The following is a 25,003-nucleotide window of genomic DNA, read 5'->3' on the forward strand; positions in this document are numbered from 1 at the left end:
CCCAGGTCCAGCCCTCGGGGACCGGTACGACGAGGCGGCGGTCCACGACGGCCAGCGGTCCGAACCCGCCCGGCACCATGCCGAGTACGCGGTCGCCCACGGCCAGGTCGGTCACGTCGGCGCCGACTTCGAGCACGGTGCCCGCGGCCTCGGAGCCGATGGCGTCGACCTCGTCGGGGTACATGTCGAGGGCGCACAGCACGTCGCGGAAGTTCAGGCCCGCCGCCCGTACGGCGATGCGGATCTGACCGGGTGCGAGCGGGGCGGTGGCGTCGGGCGCGGCGACGGCGTCGACGCCGTCGATGGAGCCGGGCCGCACGACGTCGACGCGCCAGGCGTCCGCCCCGGTGGGCGGCCGCAGCGTGTCGTCGGCCGCGCGGGCCAGGCGTGCGACGGACAGCTGCCCCTCACGGAGCGCGGACTGCGGCTCGTCGCCGATGGTCGGTACGGCGCGTAGCGAGTCGGCCGCGCCGTCGGTGTCGACGAGCAGGAAGCGGTCGGGGTGCTCGGTCTGCGCGGACCGTACGAGGCCCCAGACGGCGGCGGCGGCCGGGTCGGGCGCCTCGCCGGGCAGGACCGCGACGGCGCCGCGCGTCACCACGGCGAGCCGGGCGGCGGCGAACCGCTCGTCGGCGAGCCACTCCCGCAACAGGCCGAGCACCTCGGCGGTCACCCGGTGGGTGTCACCGACCGCATCGGCGCCGGTCGTCACGGGAGCGAGGACGAGCTCCGGTACGGAGGTGAGGTCGGCGAGCGTGGCGTGCAGGGGGCCTTCGAGGCCCGCCGCGTCCGCTCCGACCACGGCGCGGCTCGTCGCGGTGCCCGGCTCGGCGGCCACCCAGTCCACGCGGAACTGCGCGTCCCGGGTGCCCGCGGCCGTCGCGGCGCGCAGCTGGTCGGCCGACGCGGGCCGCAGCCGCAGCGCGGACAGCTCCACGACGGGCGTGCCGTCGGTGTCGGTCGCGGTGAGTCGTACCTCGTCGCCGCCGACGCGTGCGGCGCGCACCCGCAGCACGCGGGCGGCGCTCGGCCGCACCGTCACGCCGCTCCAGGAGAACGGCAGCAGCACCGGGGAGTCGTCGGGCTCGGCGGCGAGGACGGCCTGGGTGGCGGCATCGAGCAGCGCCGGGTGGACCGCGAACCCCGCCGCGTCGACGCCCTCGGGCAGCTCGACCTCGGCGAAGACCTCGGCGCTCTCAGGGCTTTCCACGTTCTCGGCGGCGCGGCGCCACAGCGTCCGCAGCCCGCGGAAGGCGGGGCCGTAGCCGAAGCCGCGTCCGGCGAACCGGTCGTACACCCCGTCCAGGGACGCGGGCTGCGCGTCGGCGGGCGGCCACGGTCCCTCGACGGCCGCGAGCGGCTCGTCCTGGGCAAGCACGCCCGAGGCGTGCGGGGTCCAGTCGCCGTCGGCGAGCGCGTGGACGGCGACGGCGCGCCGGCCGCCCTCGTCGGCGCCGCGGACGGTCACGCGCAGGGCGAGCCCGTCGGCGGGCACGCCGATCGGGGCGGCGAGGGTGAGTTCCTCGATCCGGCCGCAGCCCAGCCGGGCGCCCGCGTGGGCGACCAGTTCGAGGACGGCCGTGCCCGGCACGACGACCGTGCCCAGGACGGCGTGGTCGGCCAGCCACGGGTACGCGTCGGGGGTGATCCGGCCGGAGAGGACGAGGCCGCCGTCGTCGGGCAGTTCGACCTCGGCACCGGCCAGCGGGTGTCCGCCCGCGACGAGGCCGACGGCGGCGAGGTCGCCGGCGCCCGCCGTCCCGGGGGTGAGCCAGTAGCGTTCGCGCTGGAAGGCGTACGTGGGCAGCTCGACCGGTCGCGCGCCGGAGGCGTCGAACAGCGGCCGCCAGTCGACCGGCACGCCTGCCGCGGCCACCTCGGCCAGGGACAGGGTGAACCGCTGCTGGTCGCTCTCGTCCCGGCGCAGGGTCGCGGCGACGTGCAGCTCCACGCCCTCGGCCTCGGCGGTCTGCTGCATGGCGACGGTCAGGACGGGGTGCGGGCTCACCTCGACGAAGCCGCGGTAGCCCTCGGCCAGGAGTCCCTGTACGGCGTCGGCGAAGCGCACGGGCTCGCGCAGGTTCCGGTACCAGTAGCGGGTGTCCAGCTCGCTGCCGTCGACCCAGTCGGCGGTCACCGTGGAGTAGAGCGGAATCTCGCTGTCGCGGGGCCTGATGCCCTTCAGCTCGCCGAGGAGCCGCTCGCGGACGGCCTCGACCTGCGGGGAGTGCGACGCGTAGTCGGCGGCGACGCGGCCCGCGCGCAGGTTCTCGTCGTCGCAGAGGTCGAGCAGCTCCTCCAGCGCCTCGCGCTCGCCCGCGACCACCAGGGACCGGGGGCTGTTGACCGCGGCCACGCCGAGCCGGCCCGCCCAGCGCTCCACCATCTTCTCGACGTCGGCGGCGGGCGCCGACACGAAGCCCATGCCGCAGCGGCCGGGCAGGTCGACGACGGCCTTCGCGCGCAGGGCGACGATCTTCGCCGCGTCCTCCAGGGTGAGGGCGCCGGCGACGCACGCGGCGGCGATCTCGCCCTGCGAGTGCCCGACCACGGCGGACGGCACGACACCATGGGCCCGCCACACCTCGGCCAGCGACACCATCAGCGCGAAGAGCACCGGCTGCACCACGTCCACGCGGCGCAGCGGCGGCGCGCCCTCGACGCCGCGCAGGACGTCGACGACCGACCAGTCGAGGTACGGGGCGAGGGCGCGTTCGCACGCGGCCATCTTCTCGGCGAACACCGGTGAGGTGTCGAGGAGTTCCACGCCCATGCCGAGCCACTGCCCGCCCTGGCCGGCGAAGACGAAGACCACGCGGCCGTCGGCCCCCGCGGTGCCGCGCACGACGGCCGGGTCGGCGCCGCCGGAGGCCAGCACGTCGAGGCCGGCGAGGAGTTCGGCGCGGTCACGGCCCACGACCGCCGCGCGGTGGTCGAACGCCGTGCGTCGGGTCACCAGCGACAGGCCCACGTCCGCGGGGGTCAGCTCGGGGTCGGCGGCGACGAAGGTGCGCAGCCGGGCGGCCTGGGCGCGCAGCGCGTCCTCGGTGCGCGCGGACAGCGTCCACGGCACGGGCACGGTCACGGCCTCCGCCCCCGCGCCGGTCTCGGGAGCTCCGGCCTCAGGGGTCTCGGGCGCTTCCGCCGGTACGGGCTGCGGGGCCTCCTGCACGATCACATGGGCGTTGGTCCCGCTCACGCCGAACGAGGACACACCCGCCCGGCGCGGCCGGTCGGTGCGCGGCCAGTCCCGGGCCTCGGTCAGCAGCTCCACCGCACCCGACACCCAGTCCACGTGCGGCGACGGCGCGTCCACGTGCAGGGTCTTCGGCAGCACGCCGTTCCGCAGCGCGAGGACCATCTTCATGACGCCGCCGACGCCCGCCGCGGCCTGCATGTGGCCGAGGTTGGACTTGAGCGAGCCCAGCCAGAGCGGCCGGTCGCGGTCCTGCCCGTACGAGGCGAGCAGTGCCTGCGCCTCGATCGGGTCGCCCAGCTTGGTGCCGGTGCCGTGGCCCTCGACCGTGTCCACGTCGGCGGCGCGCAGGCCCGCGTCGGCGAGCGCCTGCCGCACCACGCGCTGCTGGGCCGCGCCGCTCGGCGCGGTCAGGCCGTTGGACGCGCCGTCCTGGTTGGTCGCGCTGCCGGTCAGCAGCGCCAGGACCTCGTGTCCGTTGCGGCGCGCGTCGGAGAGGCGTTCGAGCAGCAGCACGCCGACGCCCTCGGACCAGCCCAGGCCCTCGGCGGCCTTGGCGTAGGAGCGGCTGCGGCCGTCGGCGGAGAGGCCGCCCTGCTTGGTGAAGTCGACGAACAGCTCGGGGGTGTGCATGACGGTCACGCCGCCCGCGAGCGCCATCGTGGACTCGCCCGAGCGCAGCGAGCGTACGGCCATGTGGATGGCCACCAGCGAGGACGAGCACGCCGTGTCGACCGTGACCGCGGGACCCTCCAGGCCCAGCACATAGGCGATGCGCCCGGAGAGGACGCTGGAGAGACGGCCGGTCAGCGCGTGGCCGTCGCCGCCCTCGGGGATGCCCGAGAGCAGCGAGGAGTACGACTGGGCGTTGGCGCCGACGAACACGCCGACCTTGCCGCCGCGCCACGAGCCGGGCTCGACGCCCGCGCGCTCCAGCGCCTCCCAGGAGGTCTCCAGGAGCAGCCGCTGCTGCGGGTCCATCAGCTGCGCCTCGCGCGGGCTGATGCCGAAGAACCCGGCGTCGAAGAGGGCGACGTCCTCCAGGAAGCCGCCGTGCCGGGTGAGGCTGGCCGCCGGTCCCGACCGGTCGGCGAGCCCGGCGAGGTCCCAGCCTCGGTCCTCGGGGAAGGACGAGATCGCGTCGCGCCCCTCGGCGACGACCTGCCACAGCTCGTCGGGCGTGGTGATCCCGCCCGGGTAGCGGCAGGCCATGCCGACCACCGCGATCGGATCGTCGTCGTCGGCGCGCCGCACGGGCTCGTCGTCGTCGGCGAGGGCGACGTGCTTCCCGCCCGCCGCGTCGACCAGCACGTCCGCAAGGGCGCGCGCGGTCGGGTAGTCGTAGATGGCCGTCGTCGGCAGCTTGACGCCGGTGATCCGGCTGAGCCGCAGCAGCAGCTGTACGGCGGTCAGGGAGCGCAGTCCCAGCTCGCGGATGGCGCGGTCGGGGTGCACGTCATCGGCGGTGCCGATCTCGAGCACCTCGGCGACCTGGGCCAGTACGAGGTCGAGCACGAGGCGGCGCCGCTCGGGCTCGGGCAGACCGCCGAGACGGTGGGCGAGTGCGGGCAACTGACCGGCCGGTGAGGCGTCCAGCGACTCAGGCATGGGTGGTCCCCTCCAGCGGGTCCGAGATCGGGAGAGTGGAAACGGGCAGGGCGGGATCGGTGAGCGCGGCGGCAAGCAGCGCGGCGGTGTCCGCGAGGAGGACGTCGACGGTGGCCTGGTCGAGTACGGCGGCGCGGTGCACGACGTGCCCGGTGAGGCCTCCGTCGGGGTCCTCGACGAGGTGTACTTCGAGGTTCCAGCGGGCGTACACGCGCTCGCCGGCGAACGGCTCGACGCGCACTCCGGGCAGGCGCAGCTCGCCCAGCTCGACGTTGACGAGCTGGAACACCACGTCCACCAGCGGCTGCTCCGGGTCGAGGCCCAGGCCCTCGGCGACCCGCTCCCACGGCAGGGCCTGGTGGGCGTACGCGTCGACCGAGGTCGTGTGGACGCGGCCGAGGAGTTCGGCGAAGGTCGGGTCGCCGCCGAAGCCGACGCGCAGGGGCACGAAGTTGGCGAAGAAGCCGATGAGGCCCTCCACCTCGGCCCGGGTGCGGCCCGCCACGGGCGAACCCACGGCGAGGTCGTCGGAGCCGGTGTGCCGTGCGAGCGTCGCGGTGAACGCGGCGAGCAGGGTCATGTAGAGCGTGGCCCCGTGCGCGGCGCCGACCTGCCGGGCGGTGTCGACCAGTTCGGCGGGCAGCCGCCACTCGGTCAGCACACCGGCGTCGTCCCGGGCCGTCACGGCCCGGGCGCCGGGCAGCACGAGGGGCCGAAGCCCACCGAGCCGGTCGCGCCAGTGGTCGAGCTGCTCGTCGAGTACGGCTCCGGTCAGCCAGGACCGCTGCCATGCGGCGAAGTCGCCGTACTGGACAGGCAGTTCGGGCAGTTCCGGTGCGCGGCCCTCGCGCAGCGCCTCGTACGCCCGGGACAGCTCCGACCAGAGCACGCCCTGCGACCAGCCGTCCGTGGCGATGTGATGCACCGTCAGCATCAGGACGTGGTCGTCGGGAGCGATCCGCAGCAGCGACGGCCGGAGCACCGGGCCCCTGACCAGGTCGAAGGGCCGGGCGGCCTCCTCGCCCGCCGCGGCGCGCGCGGCCGCCTCGTCCGGTACGTCCACGGCGAGGAGTTCGATCCCGACGGCGGGCAGCACGACCGTCGTCGGCTCGTCGCCCGGTACGAACACCGTGCGCAGCACCTCGTGCCTGCGGACGACCTCGGTCACCGCGCGGCCGAGCAGCTCCACGTCCAGGGCGCCCCGGATCCGTACGGCCAGCGGGATCGTCCACATCGCGTCGTCCGGGTCCGCCTCGTGCAGGCTCCACAGCTGGCGCTGGGTCAGCGAGAGCGGCAGCGGCCTGTCCCGCTCCACCGGCACCAGCGGCGGCACGGCCGAGCGCGGCGCGGTGGCCGCGACCTCGGCGAGCGCGCGCGGCGTGCGGTGGTGGAACAGCTCGCGCAGGGACACCTCGACGCCGAGCACCTCGCGGATGCGGGCGACCGTGCGGGCCGCGACCAGCGAGTGCCCGCCCAGGGCGAAGAAGTCGTCGTCGACACCGACCCGTTCGGCTTCGAGGACCTCGCGGAAGATGCCGCAGAGGGCCTCCTCCTCGCGGCTGCCCGCCGCGGCGAAGCCCACGTCGAGGGCGGTGCGCAGGTCGGGCGCGGGCAGCGCGCCACGGTCGACCTTGCCGGTGGTGGTCAGCGGGAACGCGTCGAGCGCGACGAACGCGGACGGCACCATGTAGTCCGGTACGGCCTCGGCGAGGTGCGCGCGCAGCCGCGCGGGCAGGTCGCGGTCGACCCCGGGGGCGGGTACGACGTAGCCGACGAGCCGCTTGACGCCCGGGGCGTCCTCGCGGGCGACGACGACGGCGCGCGCCACCTCGGGGTGGCGCAGCAGCACGGCCTCGACCTCGCCGAGTTCCACCCGGAAGCCGCGGACCTTGACCTGGTGGTCGAGCCGGCCCAGGAACTCCAGGCTGCCGTCCGCCCGCCAACGGCCCAGGTCGCCCGTGCGGTAGAGGCGGGATCCCGCCGGTCCGAAGGGGTTGGGCACGAACTTCGCCGCGGTCAGCTCCGGCTTGCCGACGTAGCCGCGCGCGAGGCCTGGGCCCGCGAAGCACAGCTCGCCCGCCACGCCCACGGGCACGGGCCGCAGCTCGCGGTCGAGCACGTACGCACGGGAGTTGTCGACCGGCCACCCGAGGTGGGCGGTGTCGGGCCAGTCGGCGACGTCGGCGGGCAGGGTGAAGGCGGTGACGACCTGGATCTCGGTCGAGCCGTAGTGGTTGTGGATGCGCAGCTCCGGCCGGGCGGCGCAGAACTCCCGCAGCGCGGCGTCCAGCGACAGCGGCTCGCCGGCCTGCGACATGTGCCGCAGGGAGGTCAGCCGGGCGCGGCCCGCGTTGGCCTCCTCGGCGAGCGCGCGGATCATCAGGTTCGGTACGAAGACCTGCTCGACGGCCCGCTCGTCCAGCCAGCGGGCGAAGCGTGCCGGGTCGCGGCGCACCTCGTCGGCGGGGATGACCAGCGTCTCGCCGTAGAGCAGCGCGGAGAGGACCTCCTGCACCGAGACGTCGAAGGTGAGGGCGGTGAACTGCGCGGTGCGCGTGCCGGGGCCGCCGGGGACGGCCTTCTTCTGCCAGGCCAGCATGTTCACCACGCACCGCGCGGGCATGGCGATGCCCTTGGGGGTGCCGGTGGAGCCCGAGGTGTAGACGACGTACGCGAGTGAGTCGGGCCCGGGGACGGCACCCGGCTCGGCGTCGGTGCCGGTCTCGGACAGGCCGTCCGGCCCGTCCAGCAGGACCAGCGCGGTGTCGTCGGCGAACACGCCCGCGTGGGCGCGCTCGGTGACGGCCACGGCCATCCCCGCGTCGTCCACGATGAGCCGGACCCGCTCGGCGGGGTGGGTCGGGTCGATCGGCACGTACGCCGCGCCCGCCTTCAGGATGCCGACGAGCCCCACGATCATCGCGGTGCTCCGGTCCAGGCAGAGCCCGACGAGGTCGTCCGGGCGCACCCCTCGGGCGCGCAGCCGTCGGGCGACCCGGTCGGCGGCGCGGCCCAGTTCGGCGTAGGTGAGGGTGTCTTCGCCGTACTCCACGGCGCGTGCGTCCGGCGTGCGGGCGACCTGCTCGTCGAAGAGCTCGGCGAGCGACGCGTCCCGGTACGGCACCTCCGTGTCGTTCCAGCCCTCCAGGAGCTGGTGGCGGTCGGCGTCGTCCAGGAGGGAGACCGTGGACAGCGGCGCGTCCGGGTCGGCGAGCGCGGCGCGCAGGACGACGGTGAGGTGGTGCAGCAGCCTGCGTACGGTCTCGGCCTCGAAGAGCGCCGTGGCGTGCAGGACCGTGCCGCGGACGCGGTCGCCGTCCTCGGTCAGGTGCACCTCCAGGTCGACGCGGGTGAACGCGTGCTCGTCGAGCAGCGGTTCGAGCCGCGCCCCGCCGAGCCGGTCGCCCTTGTCGCCGGGGGCCCGCATGAGCTGGAAGACCACCTGCACCAGCGGGTTGCGGGAGAGGTCGCGCTCGGGTGCGAGCGCCTCCACCAGGTTCTCGAACGGCAGGTCCTGGTGCTCCATGGCACCGACCGCCGACTCGCGTACCCGGCCGAGCAGTTCCCGGAAGGTCGGGTCGCCGGACAGGTCGGTCCGCAGCACGAGCATGTTGACGAAGAAGCCGATCAGCCGCTCCACCTCGGCGCGGGTGCGGCCCGCGACGGGCGTGCCGACGGCGACGTCCTCGGTGCCGGCGAAGCGCGCGAGGGTGAGGGAGAACGCGGCGAGCAGCGTCATGTAGAGCGTGGCGCCCTCGTCGTCGCCGAGTGCCCGCGCGGCGCGGACCAGGTCCTCGGGCAGCTCCCACGACTGGGAGGCGCCGGCCGAGGTGGCCAGGGCGGGACGCGGGTGGTCGAGCGGCAGTTCCAGCGGGCGTACGCCTGCGAGCCGGTCGCGCCAGTACTCCACGTGCCGGTCGAGCACGGCACCGTCGAGGTGCGCGCGCTGCCAGACGGCGAAGTCGCCGTACTGCACGGGCAGTTCGGGCAGGACGGGCTCGCGCCCTTCGAGCGCGGCGGTGTACGCCTCGGCCAGCTCGCCCCAGAAGACCGCGTGCGACCAGCCGTCGGTGACGGCGTGGTGCGCGGTGATCAGGACGGCGTGGTCCCGCGGCGCGAGCCGCAGCACGCGGGCGCGGAGCAGCGGGCCCCGCGCCAGGTCGAACGGCAGGGCCGCGTCCGCGGCGGCGAGCGCCAGCGCCTCGGCCTCGTCGGCGATGTCGGTGACGGCGAGGGGGATCTCCCGTACGTCCTGGACGACGGCGACCGGCGTGCCGCCCCCGTCGTCGGGGAAGACCGTGCGCAGCGCCTCGTGCCGGGCGACGACGACCGACAGGGCGGAGCGGAAGGCGTCGACGTCGAACGCGCCGCGGGCGCGGACGCCCATCGCCACGTTCCAGAAGCCGCTGTCCGGGGTGAGCCGGTCGAGGAACCACAGCCGCTGCTGGGAGAAGGAGAGCGGCAGCGCGCCATCGCGCGGCACGGGCCGGATCACGTCCACCTCGGCGGCGAGCTCGCCCACCGCCTCGGCGAGCCTGCGGGGGGTGCGCAGCTCGAACAGCGACTTCAGCTCGGCGTCGGGCCCGAAGCGGGCACGGATCTTCGCGATCGCCCGGGTGGCGAGCAGCGAGTGGCCGCCCAGGGCGAAGAAGTCGTCGTCGGCGCCGATCGGGTGCACTTCGAGGACCTCGGCGAAGATCTCGCAGAGCGCCTTCTCGGGCTCGGTCGTCGGCGGTACGTACGCGGCCTCGGCGACGGAGCGCGCGTCGGGAGCGGGCAGCGCCCGGCGGTCGATCTTGCCGGTGGTGGAGAGCGGGAACTCGTCGAGGGCGACGAACGCCGAGGGGACCATGTAGTCCGGCACGCCGCCGACCGCGTGGGCGCGGAGCGCGGGCAGCACGTCCTCGCCGTGGCCGGGTTCGAGCACCACGTACGCCACCAGGCGCTTGTCGCCGGGCACGTCCTCGCGGACGGCGACGGTCACCTGCGAGACGACGGGGTGGCGCAGCAGTACGGCCTCGATCTCGCCCAGCTCCACCCGGAAGCCGCGGATCTTCACCTGCGCGTCGCCGCGGCCCAGGAACTCCAGGGCGCCGCCGGGCAGCCAGCGCACGACGTCGCCGGTGCGGTACATCCGCGCGCCGGCCGGGCCCCACGGGTCGGGCACGAACTTCTCCGCGGTCAGCTCGGGCATCCCCACGTAGCCGCGCGCCACGCGCGGCCCGGCGATGACCAGCTCGCCCGCGACGCCCAGCGGCACAGGACGCAGGTCGCCGTCGACGACGTACACGCGGGTGTTGTCGATCGGCGCGCCGATCGGGACCCGGGAGCCCGCCAGGGTGAAGCCGGGTTCCATCGGGAAGAGGGTGGCGAACGCGGTCGCCTCGGTCGGGCCGTAGGCGTCGACCACGGTCAGCTTCGGGTGGGCGGCCATGACACGGGCGACGGTCTCGCCCGACACGGCCTCGCCGCCGGTCAGCACCTCGCGCAGGCCCTCGAAGCAGGGCAGGCACTCCTCGACGAGGAGGCTGAAGAGCGGCGCGGGCAGGCACATCGCGGTGACGCCGTGCTCGCGGATCAGCCGGTCGAAGGTCTGCGGCTCGACGTGCTCGTCGGCGGCGATGACGATCTGCTTGCCCGCGAGGAGGAACGGCCACAGTTCGTAGGTGGAGATGTCGGTGGCCAGCGGGTAGTGCAGCAGCACCCGTTCGTGGTTGCCGTTGCGCCACCGGCGGTCGGCGGCGAGGACCACGATGTTGTCGTGGGTCACCGCGACGCCCTTGGGCTCGCCGCTCGATCCGGACGTGTAGATCACGTACGCCGTCGCGTCGCGGTCCGGGTCGATGCCGGGGTCGGTGTCGGGCGCGTCGCCCGGGTGGGCGGCGTCGAGGACCGTCACGCCGGCGGTGCCGGGCACGGGCCGGTCGGCGACGACGACGCGCAGACCGGAGGTGGCCACGATCCGCTCGGTGCGGCCCGAGGGGTTGCGCGGGTCGAGCGGCACGTAGGCGCCGCCCGCCTTCAGGATGCCGAGGACGGCCGCGACCATGTCGACGGAGCGGCCGGTGGCCACGCCGACCGGCTCGTCCGGGCCGACGCCGTGGGCGAGGAGGACATGCGCGAACCGGTTGGCGCGCCGGTCGAGTTCGGCGTACGTCACCCGCTCGTCGCCGCAGACCAGGGCCACGGCGTCGGGCGTACGGGCGGCCTGCTCGGCGTAGAGCCGTGGCACGGAGCCGTCCGGGAGCGGCGCGGCGGTGTCGTTCCACTCGACGAGCACGCGGTGCCGGTCGGCGTCGTCGAGCATCGTCGCCGCGGAGATCGGCCGGTCGGGGTCGGCGAGCACCTGGCCGAGGACCACGGTGACGTGGTGCATGAGCTGGCGGACGGTGTCGGCGTCGAACAGGTCGGCCGCGTAGAGCACGGTCGCGGTGACGTCGTCGCCGACCTCGACGGCGTGCACTTCGAGGTCCATCCGGGTGTACGCGTGGTCGAGGTCGAAGTGCTCGACCTCGGCGTCCGCCCACGAGGGCCACCCCGGGGCGCCGGTGAGCAGCTGGAACGCCACCTGCACCAAGGGGTTGCGGGAGAGGTCGCGCTCCGGGCGGAGCCGCTCCACCAGGTGCTCGAAGGGCACGTCCTGGTGCTCGACGGCGCCGACGGCCGCCTCCCGTACGCGGCCGAGGAGTTCGCGGAACGTCGGGTCGCCGGAGGTGTCCGTGCGGACCACGACGACGTTGACGAAGAAGCCGATCAGCGCCTCGACCTCGGCGTGCGTACGGCCCGCCGTGGGCGAGCCCACGGCCACGTCGTCGGTCCGCGCGTAGCGGGAGAGCACGATGTCGAAGGCGGCCAGCAGGGCCATGTACAGCGTCGCGCCCTCCTGGGCGGCGACGGCGCGGGCGGCGCGGACGAGGTCGGCGGGGACGGCCCACGGCAGGGCGCCCGCCCGGCCGGTGGCGACGGCGGGGCGCGCCTTGTCGAGCGGCAGCTCCAGCGGGGGGAGGTCGGCGAGCCGTTCCATCCAGTGCTGGGCGCGCCGCTCCAGGACGTCTCCGGAGAGCCAGGACCGCTGCCATACGGCGAAGTCGGCGTACTGCACGGGCAGTTCGGCCGGGGCGGTACCGGAGTACGCGGCGGCGATCTCCGCCCACAGCAGCGCCTGGGACCAGCCGTCGGTCGCCACGTGGTGCACGGCGACGACGAGCACGTGGTCGACCGGGCCGAGCCGCAGCAGGGTGGCGCGCAGCAGCGGCCCCCGGGCCAGGTCGAAGCCGGTGGAGAGCTCGGTGGAGGCCGCCGCGCGTGCCGCGTCGACGCCGTCCACCTCGATCAGGGGCAGCGGGACGGGCGCGGGAGGGGCGATGACCGCGACGGGGGCGCCGTCCTCGATGGCGAAGGTCGTCCGCAGCGTCTCGTGCCGGGCGACGACGGCCGTCAGGGCGGCCGCGAGCCGCTCCGGGTCGACGGCGCCGCGCACCCGCACGGCTCCGCCGGAGGTGTAGGACGCGCTGCCCGGGGTGAGCTGGTCGAGGAACCACAGCCGCTGCTGTGCGAACGACAGCGGCAGCGGGCCGCCGCGCTCCACCGGTACCAGCGGCGGCGCGGTGGTGGCCGCCGCCGCTTCCACGACGCCGGCGAGCGTGCGGGGCGTGCGCTGCTCGAAGAGGTTCCGCAGCGGCACCTCGGCCCCGAGCGCGCCCGCGATGCGGGCGATGACGCGCGTCGCGAGCAGCGAGTGCCCGCCGCGTACGAAGAAGTCGTCCTCGACGCCGAACTCCGCGACGCCCAGCACCTCGGCGAAGATGCCGCACAGCGCCCGCTCGGTCTCGGTGCGCGGCGCGACGTGACCCGCGCCCGTCTCCTCCTGGGGGGCGGGCAGCGCGGCGCGGTCGACCTTGCCGGTCGCGGCGAGGGGCAGCGTGTCGAGCAGGACGTACGCGGACGGCACCAGGTAGTCCGGCAGGGCGGCCGCGGCGTGCGTGCGCAGCCCGGCGACGTCGAGTTCGGCTCCGGCGCGCGGGACGACGTAGGCGACGAGCCGCTTGCCCACCGCGCCGTCCTCCCGTACGACGACGGCGACGCGCGCCACGGCGGGGTGCCCGGCAAGCGCGGCCTCGACCTCGCCCGGCTCCACGCGGAAGCCGCGCAGCTTCACCTGGCCGTCGGCGCGGCCGAGGAACTCGAGGACGCCGCCGGGGCGGCGGCGCACCACGTCGCCGGTGCGGTACATGCGCGTTCCGGGCGGGCCGAACGGGTCGGGCAGGAAGCGTTCCGCGGTGGCCGAGGGGTGACCCGCGTAGCCGCGCGCGAGGCCCACGCCGGAGACGTACAGCTCACCGGGTACGCCGAAGGGCACCGGCCGCAGCCGGTCGTCGAGGACGTGGGCGCCGGTGTTGTCGAGCGGGGTGCCGATCGGTACGCGCCCTGCCGGCGAGGGCTCTCCCGGTGCGAGGGCGTGCACGGTGGCGAACGTCGTGGTCTCGGTGGGGCCGTAGCCGTTGAGGACCGTGAGGCCGGGGTGCGCGGCGCGCACACGGGCCACGGTCGCGGGCTGCACGGCGTCGCCGCCGGCGATGACCGCGCGGAGGCCGGCGAGGCAGGCCACGTCCTCCTCGGCGACCAGGTCGAAGAGGCCCGAGGTGAGCCAGAGCGCGGTGACGCCGTGGTCGGCGACGGCCCGTGCGACGGCCTTCGGCCCGATCGCTCCGGACGGGGCGACGACCACGCGGCGGCCCGACAGCAGCGGCGACCACAGTTCGTAGGTCGAGGCGTCGAAGGCGTGCGGCGAGTGCAGCAGGACGCGTTCGTGCGCCCCGTCGGCCCAGCGCCGGTCCAGGGCGAGGGCGGCCACGGCGCGGTGCGTCACGGCGACGCCCTTGGGCGTGCCGGTGGAGCCCGAGGTGGACATCACGTACGCCAGGCCGTCGGGGTGCGCGACCGTTGCGGGGGCGGTGTCGGGGACGTCGGCCGGGTCGACCCGCAGGTCCACCACGGGCAGCTCCTCGGCGCCCGGGACCGTCTCGTCGCGGTCGGTCAGCAGCAGGGCCGCGCCGGTGGCGGCGAGGACGGCTCGGGTGCGTCCCGCCGGGTTGCGTTCGTCCAGCGGCAGATAGGCGCCGCCCGCCTTGAGGACGGCGAGCACGGCGACCACCAGGCGCGCGGAGCGCCGCGCCACGAGCGCGACGACGTGTTCCGCTCCGACGCCGCGGTCCTTGAGGACGTGCGCGAGCCGGTTGGCGGCCCGGTCGAGCGCGGCGTACGTCCACAGGTCGGCGCCGTCGGCCACCGCCACGGCGTCCGGGGTCCGCGCGGCCTGCGCGGCGAACAGCTCCGGCAGGGCGGCCTCGGGCAGCGGCACGCTCGGGCCGTGGCCGGCCGCGAGCAGCGCGGCCCGCTCGTCGGCGTCCGTCATCGGCAGCCGGGACAGCGGTACGTCAGGGGCTTCGGCCGCCGCGCGCAGCACGGCCGTCAGGTGCCGGGCCAGTCCTTCGACGGTCTCGGCGTCGAACAGGGCGCGGCTGTAGTTGACGAGGCCGCCGACGCCGCCGTCGGCGTTCTCGCCGAGGTAGACCTCCAGGTCCATCCGGGCGAAGGCGCGGTCGCCTGCGAACGGTTCGGTGGTGGTCCCGGGGAACGGCGCGGGGCCCGCCGTCGCCCCGGGCACGACCTGGAAGACGACCTGGGCGAGCGGGTTGCGCGAGAGGTCGCGCTCGGGGACCAGCTTCTCCACCAGGTACTCGAACGGCACGTCCTGGTGGGCCATGGCGTCCACGGACGCGGTGCGCACGCGGTCGACCAGTTCGCGGAAGGTCGGGTCGCCGGACAGGTCCGTGCGCGTCACGACGGTGTTGACGAAGAAGCCGATGAGGTTCTCGACCTCGGCCACGGGCCGGCCCGCGACGGGCTGGGCGACGGCGACGTCCTCCGTGCGGGCGTGCCGGGAGAGCACGATGCCGAAGGCGGCGAGCAGCGTCATGTGCAGGGTCGCGCCCTGCTGTTCACCCACGGCCCTGGCGGCCGCGATGACGTCCGCGGGCAGCCGCCACATGACGACCCCGCCCTCGGCGGACGCCACGGCGGGGCGCGGCCGGTCGAGCGGGAGTTCCAGGGGCGCGATGCCGGCGAGGCGCTCGCGCCAGAACCCCAGGCGCCGCTCCAGCTCGGCGGGGGGCAGCGTGCGGCGCTGCCAGGCGGCGAAGTCGGCGTACTGGAAGCGCAGTTCGGGCAGTTCCGGTTCCCGGCCCTCGGCCAGTGCGGCGTACGCGGCGGTGAGCTCGGCCCACAGCACGCCGTGGGACCAGCCGTCGGTGGCGATGTGATGCACCGTCAACAGCAGGATGTGGTCGTCCTCGGCGAGCCGCAGCAGACGGGCGCGCAGCAACGGCCCCTCGCTCAGGTCGAAGGGGCGCGCGGCCTCCTCGCCCGCGAGGCGCTCGGCCTCGGCCTCGTCGGCGACGTCGACGACGTCCACCGGGACCGGCGCGGGGGCCAGGACGACGGCGGAGGGCACACCCGCGTCGTCGGTGTAGACGGTCCGCAGCGCCTCGTGGCGCGCCACGATCAGGCTCAGCGCCCGGCCGAGCAGGTCGGGCCGCAGCGCGCCGCGTACCCGTACGGCGGATCCGAAGTTGTAGAACGCGCTGCCCGGCATCAGCCGGTCGAGGAACCACAGCCGCTGCTGCGCGAACGCCAGCTCCAGCGGCTGGTCCCGCGGTACGCGTGTGATGCCGGCGGGCGCCGTGCCCGTCCTCGCCGTGCGCTGCCTCAGCCTGCTCAGCGCCGAGTCGAGACCCGGACGCCGCCCCGTGCTCCCGGTCACCTGAGCTCCTCGGCCTCTTCGTCCATGCGGACCAGACCGCGGGACCGCATCAGGGCGGCCACCTTCCGGTGGGTCGCCGACTCGCTGTTCTCGAAGTCCTCGACGATGCGCCGTCGCATGGGTTCCGGCTTCTCCTGGCTGAGCTTGAACATCGTCTGTACCGACTCCACCTGTAGCTCGAAGGCGCCCACGCCGGGCGCGATCTCGCGGAAGTAGTCCACGGAGGACTCCTGGTCCCACCCCTGGCCGAACCCGGCCTCGAGGCGCCGCGCGGTGTCCCGCACGATCTCCAGGACCTCCGCGGGATCGAGGGTGGGGCGCAGCGTGCCCACCACGTGCACGGCCGTGAAGTCCCATGTGGGCGCGGCGGGCGTGACTCCGTACACCGTCGGCGACACATAGCCGTGCGGGCCCTGGAAGACGACCAGCGCCCGGTCGCCCTCGCGCATCGCGGTCCACTGCGGGTTGCGTACGTTCATGTGGCCGACGAGCGTCGAGCCGACCAGGGAGGCGCCGTCGGCGGCGACGGTCTCCTCGTCGGCGCCGTCGGGCCCGTGGCGGAACAGCACCGGCGCGTGCGTGCCGAGCGGGGCGTGCTCCCCCGGTGTCACCACCAGGGCCAGCGGGTTGGCTCTCAGCAGGGCCAGGACCGGACCCGTGCGGTCGTCTGAGTACAGCGGACGCTCGTGCACGTCATTTCCCGTTCCCCGCTGCCCGCTCCTGCGTCCGCCGGTCGCCGGCCAGCGACTCCGCGATCTCGCCCGCGCGGACCGCGGTCATCGAAAGTAGGGTCGAGGAGATTCCGTGCGTCGCCTCTGTGGCGCCCTGCACGTAGATGCCGCAACGGACGTCGGCGGTGGTACGGAGTCGGTAGTCGCGGCCGATCAGCAGCTCGCCCGTCTCGTCGCGGCACAGCTTGTCCGCGATGTCACCGAGCAGCTCCGCCGGGTCGGGCGAGGTGTATCCGGTGGCGTGGACGACCAGATCGGCATCGATGTCGGTGACCTCGCCCGTGGGCAGGAACCGCACGCGTACCGCCACACTGTCCGCGCGCGGGTCGAGGGAGTCGATCCGGGACGTGTGCATGACCCGGAGTCGCGGCTCGCCGGTGACTCTCTGCTCGTACTGGCGGCGGTAGAGGTCGTCGAGCACATGCCCGTCGACCACCGCGTAGTTGGTGGCGCCGTGGTACCGCAGGATCGACTGCTTCACGTCCTGCGGTGCCTGGTAGAAGTCGTCCACGGCGGCCGGGTCGAAGACCCGGTTGGCGAAGGGGCTGGCGTCGGCGACGCTGTAGCCGTAGCGCGTGAAGACCGCGCACACCTCGGCCGACGGGTAACGGTCCATCAGGTGCCCGGCGATCTCGGCGGCGCTCTGGCCGGCTCCGACCACCACGACACGCTTGGGAGCCCGTTCGTCGAACGCGGGCAGCCGGTGCATCAGTTGGGAGCTGTGCCAGATCCGCTCGCCGGTCTCGACGCCCTCGGGCAGGCGCGGACGCAGGCCCTGGGCGACGACGAGGTTCCTGGTGCGTGCGGCGATCCGGTCACCGGCCAGAACGTCGAGGGCGACAACGCTGTCGTCCTCCACCACCGGCCGGACGCCCGTGACCTCGACGCCGTACTCGACCATGTGGCGCACCCGGTCGGCGGCCCATTGGAGATAGTCGTGGAATTCGGTCCGCGAGGGCATGAGGACCGCGTGATTGATGAAATCGACGAGCCGGCCCTTCTCATGCAGATAGGAGAGGAAACCGAATTCGCTCACCGGGTTCCGCATCGTGGCGATGTCCTTGAGGAAGGACACCTGCATCGAGGCGCCCTCGATGAGCATGCCGCGATGCCACCCGAAATCGGGCTGCTTCTCGAGAAAGAGTGCCGCCGTCGATCCCGCTGATTCGTGCAGCGCTGCGGCCAGTGCGAGATTCGCGGCGCCGAATCCTATTCCCGCGACGTCGAGCACGGCCGTGTCCGTCATTTCGCGGCCGCCAGGAGCCGCTCTATGGATACGTCGTCGCAGGACGCCCAGAATTCACCGGCCACGTCCTCGAGATGCGCCAGGGAACGGGCGCTGTAAAGCGTGTCCTGATAGCGGGTGATGTCGTAGCTGACATGGACCATGTCGGCGATGGCGAGGGGCCGGATATCGGCGGAGCGGAACTGGTCGAGCTCGCCGTACGACGACACGATGCTGGCGCCGTAGGCACGCGGTCCTTCGGGCGCGTCGAGGAGTCCGCACTCGATGGTGAACCAGAAGACCTTGGAGATGAATTGCTGCGCGGTTTCGGTCTCCACGCGCCGCACGGCCTCTCCGGCCAGGCGGTAGAGCTGGGCGAACCGGCGGTCTGCCAGGGCGCTTCCGTGCCCGATGACCTCGTGCAGGACGTCCGGCTCGGTCGAGTAGAACGGCGTCGCGCCGTCGCGGATGTACTGCGTGGAGTGGAAGTACCCGTCGGCCAGGGAGCCGCAGAAGCGGTGGAAGGGAACCACACCCGCGGCCGGCTGCAGTCGAAAGCCGGTCAGCCGGTCGAGCCGGTCGGCGACCTGCTGCAGCTGCGGTATTCCTTCGACGCCGGCATCGAGCTGTTCGGCCGCGTCGAGAAATTCGGGCGCCGCGAGGGAATGATGCCGTTCCTGCAACCGCTCGGCAACGAGCCGCCAGACGGCGTGCTCGGCATCGGTGTATTCGATTTCGGGGATGACGTCGCCGCGTACATAATTCGCCGCGAGAGCAGCGATCTCGTCACGTCGGCGCTGGTAGACAGAATTGTCCACCGAAACACCAGTTAATTGCTCCTGGCTGTCCACAACGTATCCCCGTAACGTCGCCGGCAAAGTACGGTCAGGGAGATACCCCTGAATCGAGCGACGCTCTCAGGAAATTCCCCCGCCAACTACTTCAAGCTACACCAACGAGCGACCCACTCGCAAGGCATTCGCCGGTAACCCGCAGGTGAGCGGCCCCATGGAGCCTTGGGATGGTCCCAAGAACTCCCACTTCGGTCGATGTATTCAAGCCGTTAACCCCGATGGGGACTTTACCCGATTACCCGTACCATGATCAACTATGCGGCATTTGACCTCACCGGTGGTCCTGCCGGTGGGCCCCCCGCGCCGGCCCGCCGGGACCAGGCCGACATCCGCGGCCCGGTCCCGAGCGCTCAACGCACCGTCACGGCCTCAGCCTTCGACCTTGGCGCTGAGGATGACCACGGGCTCGACCGGGACGTCCTGGAAGCCGCTGCGGCGACCGGTGGGGACGGCGGCGATCTTGTCGACCACGTCGAGCCCCTCGACGACCTTGCCGAACACCGCGTAGCCCCAGCCCTGCGGGGACGGCGCCGTGTGGTCGAGGAAGTCGTTGTTCGACGTGTTGATGAAGAACTGCGCCGACGCCGAGTGCGGGTCGGAGGTACGGGCCATGGCCACGGTGTAGCGGGCGTTGCGCAGCCCGTTGCGCGCCTCGTTCTCGATCGGCGCGCGGGTGGGCTTCTGCGACATGTCCTCCAGGAAGCCACCGCCCTGGATCATGAACGTCTGGATGACGCGGTGGAAGACGGTGTTGTCGTAGTGCCCGTCGTTGACATAGGTCAAGAAGTTCTCGACCGTCTTCGGCGCCTTCTCGGCGTCGAGCTTGAGCTTGATCACACCGAAGTTGGTGGTGAGCACGACCTGAGTCATCGTGTCCTTCTTCCGGGAGCTGTCAAGAAATTGCGTCTCAGCCTATATGATCTAGGGTCACCTCCCCCCAGGAGCACGCCCATCGGCCGGAATGTTCAATTCCGGCCCCGTGTGGCGGCGCGGTCCGGACACCCGGGAAAACGGCTGAAACGGACTCAACTCATCCGGGGCAACCCTCAGTAGGCTGGCGGTCCGCAGGAATCCGGTCCGTCGCACACCGCTCCCACCAGGACTTCTCCGTCGACGGGCGGGGCGATTTTCAGCCACCCGCCGACCGTCCTCTACTAAACCAGACATCCGGTTTGTTAAGGTGCCTCACCTTGATACGCACAGTGCTCGCGCGCTGACCTGCCGTTGAAGATCCCGGAGCGACACGATGGCCAAGCAGGACCGTGCGGTACGCACGCGCCAGGAGTTGATCCATTCAGCCGCCGAGGCGTTCAACCGAGGAGGCTTCGCGCAGTCGTCCCTCACCGAGATCAGCACCAAGGCCGGCGTCAGCAACGGGGCCCTGCACTTCCACTTCAGCAACAAGAGAGCCCTCGGGGAGGCGGTCGAGTCCGCCGCCGCCCAGACGCTGCACCACATCATGGGGACGTGCCCCGTGGGGCGCCACTCACCGCTGCAGCTCCTCGTGGACACCTCGCACATCCTGGCGGAGCGACTCGCCGACGACGTCGTGCTGCGGGCCGGGTTCCGGCTCGGCAACGACGCGACCTGGCACGCGGGCGTGCAGCTGTGGATGGCGTGGCGGAACTGGGTGCGGTTCATGCTCACCTTGGCGTCCGGCGAGGGCGACCTGGCGGCCGACGTGGCGCTGAACGACGCGGTGTCGGCCGTCACCGCGGCGGTCGTGGGCTTCGAGGTGCTCAGCCGGTCCGACGGCGAATGGTGCTCACGGCAATCGGTCACCCAGTTCTGGGCCCTGATGCTGCCCCGGCTCTGCTCGGACCCGGCCCGGGCCGGGATCGACGCCTCAGGCACGGAGGCGTCCCTGGCGTGGAAGGACGACGGGGACACGGCCTCGGTCTGGGGCGACGCGAGCGGCGAGCCCGGAGGCGGGGAGGACTCCCCGCTGGTGGCCGCCTGGCCCGAGGGCGAGGCCTGCACCGTGTCGCCCCGCTGACGAGCGGGACTCCGCGCCGACGGCGATGACGCGCGCCTTCGCTTCCTTTCGCGCACGCGTCGCCCGGCGATGCCCGGACGATGGGCGGCATCAAACCGATTGATCGGTTTAATTGGCCGACCATTTCCGAGCGTGGCGAGAGGACGTGACGCCGGTGCCGGGCCCTCGCACGGTTCCCCGGTCTCCCCGGCCGTACGAGGGTGCCCTCGACCGGTTCGCGGACGACCTCTTCGGGCATCTGCCCCGCGCCGACCAGCGTCGCTGGGCGCACACCTACCTGCGCGGCCTGCTGCTCAGCCCCGACAGGAAGTCACCCCGGCGGATGGCGGCCGCTCTCCGCGAGCCCGCCAACACGGCCGACTCCCTACGGCAGTTCGTCCACCAGAGCCCGTGGGACTGGGCCCCGGCCCGAACGCGGCTGGCCCTCCGTGCGCTGGCCCACGGCGCGTCGGCCCACCACCTGCCGGGCCACCACCCGCCGGGCCACCACCCGCCGGGCCACCACCTGCCGGGCCACCACCTGCCGGGCCGGCAGCCGCCCCTGGCCTGGGTGGCCGATCTGGCCGTCATCCCCAAGGCCGGGCGCGCCTCGCCGGGAGTGCACCGCAGACACCTCCCCCACCTGGGACGGACCGTCAACTGCCAGGTGGCCATGGGTCTCTTCCTCGCCTGCGGCCCCACGGCGCTGCCGGTGGAGTGGAGCCTGTTCGTCGACCGGGAGTGGGCCGCCGACGAGCAGCGCAGGGCCCGGGCGAGGATGCCCGACGTCGTCGGGCACCGGACCCCGGAGGACCAGATCCCCGAACTGGCCGAGTGGGCAGCCGCCCATCTCCCCGCGCCCACGCCGCCGTTGGTCGCGAGTCTGAAGGGCGCACCGCACGCCGCCGCGCTCATCGCCCGCATGAACCGGCACGGTGTGCGGTTCGTCGTCGAGGTGCGGCCGGGGCAGCCCGTGCTCCTCGACCCGCCGCACCCGGGGCAGGGGGCACGCGAGGGATCGCCGGTGACCTGGGGCGGAGCGATCGACGCGCACGACGCCCTGCGACTTGCCGGCCGCCGCCAGGTACGGCAGTTCCGGCCGAGCGAGGCGCACAGGGAGCCCCTCCCCGTGGCCACGCTGACGGCGGACGTACGCCTTCCCGGCCCACCGGAGTCGGCAACGGGCCCCGCCCCGGGGACGTACCGGCTGCTGGCCCGGCAGTCCACCGCGCCGCGGCCGCCTCGCTACTGGGTCACCAATCTGACCGACGCCCGCCCGGAGGACGTCCTCGCCCTCGCTCGCCTGCGCCCGCGTGCCCGGGAGAGCATCAGGGCCCTCGGGGAGGACTTCGGCCTCCTCGACTTCGAGGGGCGCTCGTTCCCCGGCTGGCACCATCACATGACCCTGGTCTCGGCGGCGTACGGCTTCCACCGCATGGAGGCCCGGGGACGCCCGCTCGGGAGCGACCGGCGCCCGCCCGCCTGATCCCGTCCCCCGGGGCCGCGTCCCCCGTCGCTTCGTGCGTGCTTTGGGCGGCCTTTGACCGCCGCCCCGGACGATGGTGGCCCGTGCCGCCCCCGTCCGGGCGGCCGATGCGACCGACGATCGGGGAGATGGCGTGGGTAGCGAGTGGTTCCGCAGGTTCGGCCCTGTCGGTGGGCAGTCACCGCAGGCCGGTGACGGTACGCGGCTGTTCTGTTTCCCGCACGCGGGCGGGGCCGCCAGCGCGTTCCTCGCGCTGGCGCGCACGCTGGCGCCGGCCGTCGACGTGCTCGCGGTGCAGTATCCGGGCCGTCAGGACCGCAGGAGCGAGGAGCCGTTCACCGACATCGGCCGGCTGGCCGACGCGCTCGCCGACGAGGTGCGGCGCACCGGCCCCTCGCCGTACGCCTTCTTCGGTCACAGCATGGGCGCCGTCCTGGCGTACGAGACGGCCCGGCGCCTCACCGACATGCCGGGTCCCGTCCACCTCTTCCTCTCCGGCCGGGCCGCGCCCGGGCCGACGCCCAACCCGCACGACCAGCTCGGCTCCGACGCGGAGGTGCTTGCCGCCGTCCGCAAGCTGGGCGGTACGACGGCGACCGTCTTCGACGACCCGGAGATCCTGGAGATGGTGATGCCGACGCTGCGCGCCGACTACCGGGCCCTGTCCTCGTACACGTGGACGGCGGGACCGGCACTCGACGTTCCGTTCACCGTGATGGTCGGGGACAGCGACCCCGTCGTGACCGTGGACGAGGCGTCCGCCTGGAGCCGTTTCACCACGGCCCGTAGCGACCTCAGGGTCTACGGCGGCGGCCACTTCTACCTCGACGGGCGCGTCGCCGCCGTGGCCGAGGCCGTCTCCGGCACGCTCGACGCCCTCGTACCGGCGGCGACGGGATCCCACCGCTCCCGCTGACGGCGGGACGGAGGAAGGCAGACCAAGTGACCCGCTGGGACGGTGTGTTCATCGGGGCCGCCGCGGCGGCGCTCGGCGACACGGAGGAGCTGCGGCACGCCGTGTCCGCCGGGCGGTACGACGCCCACGACCACGAGCACGACTCCTACCGTGCGGTCCGGGTGGCGCCGGGCGGCGCCCTGCCCGGCATGGTGCTCCGGGCGGCCGGGCTCGCCCGGCGCCGCTCCGGCGTCGCGCCGTCCGACATCGATCTCGTCGTCCACGCCTTCGCCGGGCACGCGCGGGACGCCGGCCGCGCCGAGCACGTCAGCCGGGAGCTGGCCTGCACCTCGGCCACCGCGTTGGAGGTCGTCCAGGGCTCCAACGGCGGCCTGGTGGCGCTGCACCTGGTGGCCTCGTACCTGTCCGCCTCGACCGCCATGCGGGCCGCGCTGCTGACCACGGTCGACTGCGCGGCCGGCCCGGGCACCGACCGCTACCGCACGGAGCGGGGCAAGGTGCTCGGGGACGGCGCGACGGGGCTCGTGGTCACCACGGGCACCGGGGTGGCCCGGGTGCTGTCGACGGCGGTGCTCGGTCACGCCCCCGAGGGCGCGCTGGTACGGGCCGATCTGCCCTGGCGCGTGCCCGAGACGGCCCCGCGCCGGCGGGACCGCACGGGAGGCCGGGCCGGAGGCCGGGCGCCGGACGAGCTGGCGCCCGTCCTCGCCGAGCGGGAGCGGGAGGTCCTTGAGCTGGCGCTCTCCGAGGCGGGGGCGACCGTCGCGGACGTCGTGCGGTTCGTCTTCCCCAACCTGGGCCGCCGCCTCCAGGGGTGGAACCGGCGGGCCGCCCTCGGCATCCACGAGGGCAGGACCACCTGGGGTTGGGGCACGGGCGTGGGCCATCTGCGCTCGGGCGACCAGGCGGCCGGGCTCGCGCACCTGCTGGAGACGGGTGACCTGTCCTCCGGGGACCTGGTGGTCCTCGTCGGCGGCGGCTGCGGGCGGAGCTTCGGCTGCGCCGTCCTCGAAATGGCCTGACACCGGGAAGGACCGGCCCCCGGGGGCGTTCAGCCGCGAGGGTTCCTGATCACCTCGACCAGACCGCTGAGGCTCTCGCTTCCGTGCCCGTCGGCCACGCGCCGCTCGATCAGGGACCGCATGCCGCTCAGGACGTCGACCCCGACGCCCTGGGCCTTGCTCGTCTCGATCAGATGGGCGATCGCCCGCCTGTTCATGTCGAGGGTCGAGACATCGGTCGTGTACGTACCGGAGGCGACCTCCTCCGCGATGACCGGGAGGAACGCGCCCAGGGTCGTGTGCCACTGCTCCGCGAACGCGAGGAACTCGGCCGGCGCGACCTTCTCCGTACCGACGAGAGCCAGGGCGTGGAGGTATCCGCCCAGCGTGGACCAGAGCATGCCGGCCAAGGCGTTCTCGTACAGGAGGGCGAGTCCCGGGTCGTCGCCCAGGTGGAGGCTCGTGCCCGCGAGGCGTTCGAGGAGCGGACGGTGCTCGTCCAGCAGGTCCTGGGAGCCGCTGTAGACGACGACGGCCTCGGGTCCCCCGACCGTCTGCGGGACCGCCATGACGGAGCCGTCGAGGTAGCGGATGTTCCGCTCCGCGGACCAGGCGGCCAGCTCCCGTGCCTCCCGTACCGTTCCCGAGCTGAGGTTCACCACGGTCGTGCCGCGCGGTACGTCGCCCGCCGCTTCGAGGACCTCCCGGACGGCGGTGTAGTCGATGAGGGAGAGCACCACCACTCCACCTGCCGCGACGGCCTCGGCCGGGGAGCCCGCGCGGAGCGCTCCCTCGGCCACGAGCGGGTCCGCCTTGCCGGCCGTCCGGTTCCAGACGGTGGTGGGGTGACCGCCCGTCAGGAAGGCGCGCGCCAGGGCGGATCCCATGAGTCCGAGACCCATGACGGTGACCGGTCGGGTGTTCTCGGCGGCCGTCACAGAACCGGGCTCCGGTGTGCCGTGATGGTGTGCTGGCGCATGTGTCACTCTCCTTGTTCGTCGATGTTCGACGGTCCGTACGGGCTCCGACTCTTGTTCGCCTTCCGCCGTACGGACAAGCGCAACTTGCCCAAGATCGACCGCGAGTTGCCGTTCCGGTGCTGGTCGCGGGCAGAACTCCCGTGATGTGAACCGTCCTTGGCCGCCGTTTGTGTCGGCTTCGAGTGCTCGCGTGCAGGATGAGGCTCGGA

Annotated in this window: 10 protein-coding genes and 1 pseudogene (1 of these 11 cut by a window edge); 4 read left to right on the forward strand and 7 right to left on the reverse strand. The window is 73.7% G+C overall.

Translation table 11 applies throughout. From position 1 onward, the window contains the following. The 6 genes and pseudogenes from ACGFYP_RS30465 to ACGFYP_RS30490 all read right to left on the reverse strand — a co-directional run. Positions 1 to 4,759 (reverse strand): annotated as a pseudogene (locus tag ACGFYP_RS30465) (SDR family NAD(P)-dependent oxidoreductase) (its annotated part extends 1,910 nt beyond the left edge of the window); the annotation flags it as partial. Positions 4,760 to 4,796: 37 nt separating this feature from the next. Then, a complete protein-coding gene (locus ACGFYP_RS30470; protein ID WP_393500341.1) occupies positions 4,797 to 15,626 on the reverse strand; it encodes an amino acid adenylation domain-containing protein in 10,830 nt (3,609 codons plus the stop codon). Then, positions 15,623 to 16,318 carry an FMN-binding negative transcriptional regulator gene (locus ACGFYP_RS30475; RefSeq protein ID WP_393500344.1) on the reverse strand — a complete coding sequence of 232 codons (696 nt, stop codon included), beginning with the start codon at positions 16,316 to 16,318 and terminating at the stop codon, positions 15,623 to 15,625. The genes ACGFYP_RS30470 and ACGFYP_RS30475 overlap by 4 nt, the downstream gene beginning before the upstream one ends. A gap of 1 nt (position 16,319) precedes the next feature. Then, positions 16,320 to 17,603 (reverse strand): lysine N(6)-hydroxylase/L-ornithine N(5)-oxygenase family protein, encoded by a 1,284-nt coding sequence (locus ACGFYP_RS30480; protein ID WP_393500347.1) that lies wholly within the window; start codon positions 17,601 to 17,603, stop codon positions 16,320 to 16,322. Continuing rightward, on the reverse strand, positions 17,600 to 18,433 hold the full coding sequence (locus ACGFYP_RS30485; RefSeq protein WP_393500350.1) for a phenylalanine 4-monooxygenase: 834 nt from the start codon (positions 18,431 to 18,433) through the stop codon (positions 17,600 to 17,602). The genes ACGFYP_RS30480 and ACGFYP_RS30485 overlap by 4 nt, the downstream gene beginning before the upstream one ends. Before the next feature lie 372 nt (positions 18,434 to 18,805). Then, a complete protein-coding gene (locus tag ACGFYP_RS30490; RefSeq protein ID WP_393500353.1) occupies positions 18,806 to 19,306 on the reverse strand; it encodes a peptidylprolyl isomerase in 501 nt (166 codons plus the stop codon). Positions 19,307 to 19,682: 376 nt separating this feature from the next. Between ACGFYP_RS30490 and ACGFYP_RS30495 the strand changes: the two genes are divergently transcribed. The 4 genes from ACGFYP_RS30495 (at position 19,683) to ACGFYP_RS30510 (ending at position 23,835) form a co-directional block, all read left to right on the forward strand. Next, positions 19,683 to 20,432, forward strand: coding sequence for a ScbR family autoregulator-binding transcription factor (locus tag ACGFYP_RS30495; protein WP_393500356.1), 750 nt, complete (start codon positions 19,683 to 19,685; stop codon positions 20,430 to 20,432). A gap of 154 nt (positions 20,433 to 20,586) precedes the next feature. After that, positions 20,587 to 21,897: an IS701 family transposase gene (locus ACGFYP_RS30500; RefSeq protein ID WP_393500359.1), complete on the forward strand. Its 1,311-nt coding sequence runs from the start codon at positions 20,587 to 20,589 to the stop codon at positions 21,895 to 21,897. A gap of 133 nt (positions 21,898 to 22,030) precedes the next feature. Beyond that, positions 22,031 to 22,813, forward strand: coding sequence for a thioesterase II family protein (locus tag ACGFYP_RS30505; RefSeq protein ID WP_393500362.1), 783 nt, complete (start codon positions 22,031 to 22,033; stop codon positions 22,811 to 22,813). Positions 22,814 to 22,839: 26 nt separating this feature from the next. Next, positions 22,840 to 23,835 carry a 3-oxoacyl-[acyl-carrier-protein] synthase III C-terminal domain-containing protein gene (locus ACGFYP_RS30510; RefSeq protein ID WP_393500365.1) on the forward strand — a complete coding sequence of 332 codons (996 nt, stop codon included), beginning with the start codon at positions 22,840 to 22,842 and terminating at the stop codon, positions 23,833 to 23,835. Between the two features lie 29 nt (positions 23,836 to 23,864). Here ACGFYP_RS30510 and ACGFYP_RS30515 read toward each other — a convergent pair whose 3' ends face one another. After that, a complete protein-coding gene (locus tag ACGFYP_RS30515; protein ID WP_393500369.1) occupies positions 23,865 to 24,752 on the reverse strand; it encodes an NAD(P)-dependent oxidoreductase in 888 nt (295 codons plus the stop codon). Positions 24,753 to 25,003: the final 251 nt, after the last annotated feature.

Source organism: Streptomyces sp. NPDC048370, from assembly GCF_043200825.1.
Lineage (GTDB): Bacteria > Actinomycetota > Actinomycetes > Streptomycetales > Streptomycetaceae > Streptomyces.

What these genes read in the sequence shown, in the direction of transcription:
- ACGFYP_RS30490 (WP_393500353.1), bottom strand. Translation starts at nt 19,306, where the DNA reads ATGACTCAGGTCGTGCTCACCACCAACTTCGGTGTGATCAAGCTCAAG.
- ACGFYP_RS30495 (WP_393500356.1), top strand. Translation starts at nt 19,683, where the DNA reads ATGGCCAAGCAGGACCGTGCGGTACGCACGCGCCAGGAGTTGATCCAT.
- ACGFYP_RS30480 (WP_393500347.1), bottom strand. Translation starts at nt 17,603, where the DNA reads ATGACGGACACGGCCGTGCTCGACGTCGCGGGAATAGGATTCGGCGCC.